Origin of the sequence: Dickeya chrysanthemi NCPPB 402 (genome assembly GCF_000406105.1) — a bacterium.
GTDB lineage: Bacteria > Pseudomonadota > Gammaproteobacteria > Enterobacterales > Enterobacteriaceae > Dickeya > Dickeya chrysanthemi.
Window position 1 is genome coordinate 2,260,518 of sequence record NZ_CM001974.1, and the last position, 5,981, is coordinate 2,266,498.

A 5,981-nucleotide genomic window follows, 5' to 3' on the forward strand; every position below is an offset into this window, starting at 1 on the left:
CCTGCTCCTACCCTAGACAATGAGCAGGGGTCGTAAAATACAGGAGCTACTGGCTTATAAGCCAATTACAGCCGCGGCCATTAAGCATGAGCTCTGGCAGTATATGTGGCACGATAAAACTGTCAGCTCAAGTCTGGGCAGCAAACCCACTCTTCATTATGCTGCGTCTTGTGTTCCGTAGATACGAGCTAATCGATAGACCTCAGCCCATAGTTCCTTGCCCGGGTTATGCCTAAGGATCTCCGCGACAGTGAAAGTACGGCCAGGGGGTGAAATGCCATTGAGTACGTTACTCACGCAGCCGTATTTGTGACCCGACTTCTGGAGCGGATCGCAATTTACCTTCTGTTAGTACTAAAACGGAGAGCGTACTCCTGGCGTGAGATTGTGACGGGGCTGCTGAGAATGTCATATGTGCGTGATGTTCTGGAAGGACTTCGGGACAGACTCGGAGTTCTTAATCAGCAGCAATATGAAAAAATTCATATTCAGGCCAATATGCTCATAAATACTCATGAGGACAAAAATTGGTTTGAACATTTCAGATCTCTGATTACAGAAGAAACTGGATTAGACAAAGACACTGAAACAAAACTCTGGGATGAGCACTTCCAGTTTGTAGAGACTATGCTGTTTGTTCAACTCGGCAGACCAGAAAATGTAATGATTGCTATCGAGGGTGAGTAATCGTTTTTCCGGAACGGCCGCTTTAAATAAATTTCGGTATGCGGCAGATAACTGATCCTACCCACGTAATGTGGACACAGCCCTAAGCGAGGTTTTCGTTTTCAAATTGTTCCGGGCTGAGACCGTTCCCCGTGGATACATTCGACTTTCAGTGAGTGGAAGAAGCTTTCCGCACACGCATTATCGTAGCAACAACAACCTTTTGCGCTCATGCTGCCGCGCAGGCTGTGCCGCTTCAGCAATGCCTGATAATCCGCTGAACAGTACTGCCCGCCGCGATCCGTGTGAACGATAACGTTTTTCGGGCGTTTACGCCGCCAGAGTGCCATCTGTAACGCATCGCAGGCCAGTTTTGCTGTCATTCGTGAGGACATCGACCAGCCAATAACTGCACGAGACCACAGGTCGAGCACCACCGCCAGATACAGCCAGCCTTCATCTGTACGTAAGTAAGTGATGTCACCCGCCCATTTTTGGTGCGGGCCGCTGGCGATGAAGTCCTGTTTCAGCAGGTTTTCCGATACTGGCAGACCATGCTCACGGTAGCTGACCGGGCTGAATGTGCGGCTGGCTTTCGCCCGTAATCCCTGACGACGCAGACTGGCAGCGATGGTTTTAATGTTGTACTCCGGCAACTCATCAGCAAGGCGCGGCGCACCATATCGCTGCTTTGCCTCAGTGAATGCCTTACTGACAGCAGTATCACAGATGAGCCGGAACTGCTGGCGTGGGCCGGGTTGATGGCGACGTTTGAGCCAGGCATACCAGCCGCTTCGGGCAACCCGCAGCACCCGGCACATGGCTTTGACGCTGAACTCAACCTGATGCTTTTCGATGAGGACATACTTCATTTCAGGCGCTTACGTTTTGTTCACAGGTCAACCCGTCCTTCATCGGTGACAACGTCATCGCGCTCCGACATAAAGTCCGGATCGGCTTTTTCGAGCTCAAAGAACGAGCCCCAGGTCGGCCGGACGGGACGCAGGATGATGCTGTCCCCTTCGCGGACGATCTCCAGCTCGCTCACCCCTTCAAAATCCATGTCACGGGGGAGGCGGATGGCGCGGTTGTTGCCGTTTTTAAAAATGGATACGGTTCTCATGATTTTCTCTCGGGTAAGTGTGGATATGTGGCACATATCCAGAATGGTGCTCATTGCACCAATGTGTATGCATATGTCCAGTATAGGCAGATGTCCTGCATATATGCAGATGGTGGGGATATGCGTACGGTCTGCCTATGCAGATGCCAGACAAATGGATATGCCACACCTATCTTTTTTTCTCTCTTTTCTCCCAAGATCCGAAAACCGGTATACCGGTATAATTGGAAAAGCCGCAGATGCGGCTTTTTCTGCATGCTCAGTAAGCATGATGGAATCAGGTTTTACTGAGCCATGAGCCGTAAACTTCCCTGCGCCGCTCAAAGGCTTCCCGCCCTCCCTCCATCACAGAAATAATGTGCTCTTGTACAAGCGGGGCATCCACGCCTCCACCGGCTGTCTGGATCTTTCCGCTTTCATATTTACAGGCACAAACATTCTCTGCGTCACCCAGAACCGGAATGTTGGCATTGTGAGTGGCAAAGATAAACTGGGTGCGGGGTTTCATCGTCCGGATGATTTTAATCACGTCGTCATAAATAGTCTGATTGTCGAGGTCGTCCTCGGGCTGATCGATTATCACCACATCATTGTCCTGCTGATTCAGGACAAACAGCATTAATGCGGATGCGCGCTGACCCAGCGAGTGTTGTTCCAGTGGTTTGCCCCGGAATTCAATGGTGTAGGTATTCGGGATCTGCCAGACAATAAGCGATTCTATCTGCTGTTCCAAATACACGCTGAAAGTCTCTGCAGAGCTGTTGATAATCCCCGGGAGTTTATCCCTGTTCAGCCAGAGCTCGCCAAAGTCTCTGAAGCTGTCAGCCACGGTCTGGTAGGTACTTTCCCGCAACCGGCTGCCGGTACAGGCTTCTTTCAAAAAGGCCTGCATGGCTTTTTTATCGCTCGCAAAGGACGGCAAGATTTTCAGGGGCGAATCTGCCTGGCTGATGGCGGCCAGTACGGCCTCAATTTCCTGATACTCTTCTACCCACAGTTCAGACAGTCGGTCCAGCGCCTCTGCCAGACTTTTCTCTAGTAACGTCTGACTGCTTTCAGCCCGGGTCAGCTCGGCTATTTTCTGTTCCGCAACTTCCAGCCCGGCCTTCAGCTTCAGGAAGTCGGCGGGATCGGCTTTTTCCATCCCGGCCAGCCGCAGTTCTTCTGCAAGGCCACGCTCTATTTCGGCAAATTCCTCCGTCAGCGACTTCTTTTTCTGCAGAAAGGCCTGCTGTTTAACGTCGAGTTCAGCCAGGAGCTGTTGGGCATCGTCGACGATGGTGTTCAGGGAGCTGAGATGAGCCGTAAAGCGGTCATACTCCCCACGATAATCATCAATATCCGCCTGGTTATGTGCTGACTCATGTTTCTGCTCCTGTTTCAGCCCGTCCAGAGTCTCCCTGATCCCGTCCCGCAGACTGTCCAGTGCACGGGTTGCCAGGGAAGTGGTACTGCTGAGATAGCGCTCATCCCGCCCGAAGGTGGTCTGACGCTCCAGTTTTTCTTCCATGCCATGTTGGGAATAGAAGCGCAGGCGAAACTGCGCATCCTTCTCTTTCGCCTGCCATTCGGAGAGCTCCTCTCCCGATGTTTTCAGACGGCGAAGCTGACCTAACCTGTCGAGCACAACCGCATTCTGCTGCCGGATTCTCTCCCGTACGGAAGCCAGGCGCTCACCGACCAGTTTTTCAATCAGATCGTGTTCAAATCCGGCACCGGTATTGGACAGATCTTTCTGGCCAAAATACACCGGCTTATGCAGAACCGTTTCCCGTAGAGCCACCCAGTGCTGGGCCTGACCGTCAAAAATGACCTGCGGCTCCTGACCGAAAATGCGGATTATCTGATAGGCCAGCCCGTGGCGGCACACAGCGTCAACGGTAATTTTCCCCCCGCTTTTGAGTAAATTACTGACCAGATTTTCTTTGTAGTCGCGGTCAGATGCCTTCTCGCCAAACGGAATGTCTAGGGCATAGCGGATCCCTTCAAGGATGGAGGATTTGCCGCTGCCCCGGATCCCTATCAGGGTGTTCAGCTCCGGAGATAATTTCACCACGGTTCCGCCGAGCGAACCGGCTCCCTCGAATGCTATCTGGCGGATATGACTGTGGGTCAGAGCTGGTTTCTCCCCACTGACGCGGTGTGGAAAATCCTGCAGCGCAAACCTGACAGCTTCAAAACTGCAATCACCCAACTTCAGATAGCTGGCAACTTTTCTGGTGCCGATGTGCTCCAGCGTTTTGGCATCGCATCCCTGGACTTCGGCAGGATAGCGCTCACCGAGCACGCCTTGAATTTTGACCCGCAGATCGTGAGTCATCACCTTCTGAAATCCTATCACGCGCCGGCGGACAAGCTCATTATCAAAAAGCTCCCTGATCCGGCCAATGCTCAGCCCGCCCCATAACCCGTTAGAGGCCTCCACGTGGGCAAACACAATAAAGTAATCCCGTTCATACCGGTCAAGGCGCTGGATGGTCTGCGTGATATTTTCTGTTGAACGGGCATTTTCGTTTTCAAAATTATCAACACCCGCAAACGTGGCTGTCAGAAAACTTTCAATATGGTTCGTCTGCTGCGGATTGATAAACCACTCATCGGCAAACACCACGAGCGTGTGCACGCCGGCCTGACCATCATTAATGGACAGCTCCACGCCGGGAAGAAGCTCCGTGCCTTCACGGCGAGCGACTTTGCGCAATGCCTTAAACTCGCCGGGATCGAATTTATTGTGATTGGTTATCACACCTACTCCCACTTCAGCCGCTTTCAGGGCACTGACGTAGTCTCGAATATATCTGTCGGGTTCCCCGGCATAGCGAAATTCTTTATCTGCATCGGTATGAAGATGAAAATCCACCTTGATCCAGCATGATCCATTCTCAAATATGGGATACATTTCTTGATACCTTAATTCAATTGCTGATGAATGCCCGGAGGCTCCGCATAATTTCATTTATATTAGGGCGATTCCGTTCCGGCTTCATTTTATTTCCATCGCCGATTAATAAATATTTGATATGAACCCGAACCGCATTAAACAGGTTATGGATGAGCGCAGGTGGTAAACATCTTCATATATTTCTTTTCAGGCAATAGAGTCTGATTGTTATTGCATTTATGACAATAATGTAGTTATAGCAATAATCATCAATTATTATTGTCAAGTGTGTGTAACATGGGGTAGTTTCGGGTCTTTTGACGGAGATCCACTACCTTAGCTCTTCAACGTGCTATTTAAGTCTGAGATATCTCACTGTTTTGGAGGTCTTTATGGGCGTCAAAATTACAGGCATAGACAAACTACAAAAGCAGCTAAAGGAAGTTAAAGAGGCCACTGAAGCACTAAGCGGCAGCTATGATGTTCGTTTCGATGCTAACGATCCTGCCAGCATTGAAAACGCAATTCAGGAAGCCTACACCATGGTGGACGAGCGCGTTTCTGGCCTCGCAACCAATCCTATGGTCAGTCCACTGATCGAGAACATGAAAGAAAATCTGCGACAACAAATTCTGAATAATGCCGAACAAAGAAGACAGGAGAACGGGCTCGATGGCAATTGATATCTTTCAGTCACTGAAAAATTGCGTATTTGACCTGCAGCGTGCAGACGTTCAGAACTACCAGCAACCGCTGAAACAACTGGCCCGCCTGCTGAGAACCGATGAATTATTGGATGTAAATAATCGTCTTACACAAAATGTGAACCTTGACACCTTTCTTACCAGAAGCTATGAAACCGAATCCAGCATGGCTGGTTCTGCTGTGCTGCAGTGGCCAGAAGAACCGGACGAGATTTTGGGTCTGAAGCTTCTTTTGATCGAGAAAATGTCAATTGACGACCGCTTTGCTTTTAATTTTTGCCACATATTTTTCTATGACCGCAAAATTATCGAGTCATTCCGTAAATTCACTTCATCTTTACTGGTGACTTTTGTTCGTGACTACCAAGTATATGTTGAGAATGAGTCAGATCCTAAACCTGTGATTACGCGTCGGGTTTCGCGCAAAATCTTTATTGTGCATGGTCATGATAACGATGCCCTTCAGTCGGTTGCCCGCTTCATATCACGAATAGGTCTCGAGGAGATTATTCTTTCTGAACGTCCCGATGGCTCAAGGACGGTTATCGAAAAATTTGAAGAAGAGTCAGGAGACGCCTGTTTCGCGATAGTGCTGATGACACCTGAT

General features: G+C 49.9%; 5 protein-coding genes and 1 pseudogene. 3 read left to right on the forward strand and 3 right to left on the reverse strand.

The annotated features are described in order from the left end of the window. Positions 1–405 precede the first annotated feature (405 nt). On the forward strand, positions 406–687 hold the full coding sequence (locus tag DCH402_RS10135; protein ID WP_040000968.1) for a hypothetical protein: 282 nt from the start codon (positions 406–408) through the stop codon (positions 685–687). Between the two features lie 82 nt (positions 688–769). Here the strand turns inward: DCH402_RS10135 and DCH402_RS10140 are convergent. From DCH402_RS10140 to DCH402_RS10150, 3 genes and pseudogenes are all read right to left on the reverse strand, one after another. Next, positions 770–1,547 (reverse strand): annotated as a pseudogene (locus DCH402_RS10140) (IS3 family transposase); the annotation flags it as partial. Between the two features lie 11 nt (positions 1,548–1,558). Next, entirely contained in the window at positions 1,559–1,789 is a 231-nt protein-coding gene (vapB, locus tag DCH402_RS10145) for a type II toxin-antitoxin system VapB family antitoxin (RefSeq protein WP_023639692.1), read from the reverse strand. A 277-nt stretch (positions 1,790–2,066) separates the two neighbouring features. Next, positions 2,067–4,688 carry a TrlF family AAA-like ATPase gene (locus DCH402_RS10150; protein ID WP_040000969.1) on the reverse strand — a complete coding sequence of 874 codons (2,622 nt, stop codon included), beginning with the start codon at positions 4,686–4,688 and terminating at the stop codon, positions 2,067–2,069. Between the two features lie 374 nt (positions 4,689–5,062). Between DCH402_RS10150 and DCH402_RS10155 the strand changes: the two genes are divergently transcribed. Together DCH402_RS10155 and DCH402_RS10160 are read left to right on the forward strand one after the other, a co-directional pair. Further along, positions 5,063–5,353 carry a hypothetical protein gene (locus DCH402_RS10155; RefSeq protein WP_040000970.1) on the forward strand — a complete coding sequence of 97 codons (291 nt, stop codon included), beginning with the start codon at positions 5,063–5,065 and terminating at the stop codon, positions 5,351–5,353. Continuing rightward, positions 5,343–5,981 (forward strand): TIR domain-containing protein (locus DCH402_RS10160; RefSeq protein ID WP_040000971.1); only part of this gene is annotated, 639 nt, incomplete at its 3' end. The genes DCH402_RS10155 and DCH402_RS10160, both read left to right, overlap by 11 nt.

Excerpts from the sequence above, each read along its gene's own strand:
- DCH402_RS10135 (WP_040000968.1), top strand. The coding sequence starts at position 406 with ATGTCATATGTGCGTGATGTTCTGGAAGGACTTCGGGACAGACTCGGA.
- vapB (WP_023639692.1), bottom strand. The coding sequence starts at position 1,789 with ATGAGAACCGTATCCATTTTTAAAAACGGCAACAACCGCGCCATCCGC.
- DCH402_RS10150 (WP_040000969.1), bottom strand. The coding sequence starts at position 4,688 with ATGTATCCCATATTTGAGAATGGATCATGCTGGATCAAGGTGGATTTT.
- DCH402_RS10155 (WP_040000970.1), top strand. The coding sequence starts at position 5,063 with ATGGGCGTCAAAATTACAGGCATAGACAAACTACAAAAGCAGCTAAAG.